Annotated in this window: 1 protein-coding gene; it reads left to right on the forward strand. The window is 69.3% G+C overall.

Annotation, left to right across the window (positions count from 1 at the left end; genetic code table 11):
- A partial coding sequence (locus ACSFA3_RS24480; RefSeq protein WP_435507971.1) for an AMP-binding protein occupies positions 1–1,197 on the forward strand: 1,197 nt, incomplete at both ends.

The raw sequence follows: 1,197 nt of genomic DNA on the forward strand, positions 1-1,197 counted from the left end.
GACGGCATGGGCATCGGGCCGGACGACAAGTTCGTGTCGTGGGCGCCGCTCTATCACGACATGGGCCTGATCGGTGGCCTCATGCAGCCGCTCTACAGCGGCATTCCGCTGGTGCTGACCTCGCCGCGCTACTTTCTCGAAAGCCCTGTGCGCTGGCTCGAACTGATCTCGCGCCACCGCGCCACCCTCAGCGGTGGCCCCGACTTTGCCTACCGTCTCTGCCTCGATCGTGTGAAGGGCGCGCGGCTGGCGGGGCTGGACCTTTCGACATGGCGTGTCGCCTACACCGGCGCCGAGCCCGTGCGCGCCGACACCGAAACCGAATTCATCGAGCGATTCGCGCCCGCGGGCTTTGGCCCCGACGCCGTGTATGCCTGCTACGGCCTCGCGGAAGCGACCCTGTTCGTCACCGGTGGACAGCGCGGCGCCGGGCTGGTCGCGCGCACCTTCTCCGCCGATGCACTTGCCAGGGGCGAGGGCGTGGAAGGCACGCAGGGCGCGATGCTGGTCGGCTGCGGCGCAGCGCCGGACGGCCACGACGTGCGCATCACCGACCCCGATTCACTGGCTGCGCTCGACGTCGGCCGCGTCGGCGAAATCTGGGCCAGCGGCCCGAGCATCTGCGCCGGCTACTGGGGCAAGGAGCGCGAAACCCGCGAGACCTTCGCCATGCACGAAGGGCAGCGCTGGTTGCGCACCGGCGATCTCGGCTTCATGCACGACGGGCAGCTCTACGTGACGGGTCGCATCAAGGACCTGATCATCGTGCGCGGCCACAACATCTACCCGCAGGACATCGAGCGCACGGTCGAGGCCGAGATCGAGGCCGTGCGCAAGGGGCGAGTCGCTGCCTTCGCAGTGTCTGGGCCGGATGGCGAAGGCATCGGCGTGGCAGCGGAGGTTTCGCGCAGCATGCAGAAGCTCGTGCCGCCGCACCTGCTGGTCGATGCGCTGGGCGCGGCGGTCAGCGAAGTGTTCGGCGAGGCGCCTGCCGCCGTGGTGCTGCTCAACCCGGGCGCGCTGCCCAAGACTTCGAGCGGCAAGCTGCAGCGCCAGGCGTGTCGCGCGGGGCTTGCTGCGCGCAGCCTCGATGCGTATGCGATTCACGAGCACGGCGTCTTCACGCACGGCGGCAGCGGAGCTTCGATTCCGGCGGAAGCACCGGTGCTCGACGAAATCGGAGAGGCGGTCTCGGCC

The organism is Variovorax glucosi, from assembly GCF_051216695.1.
Taxonomy (GTDB): Bacteria; Pseudomonadota; Gammaproteobacteria; order Burkholderiales; family Burkholderiaceae_C; genus Variovorax.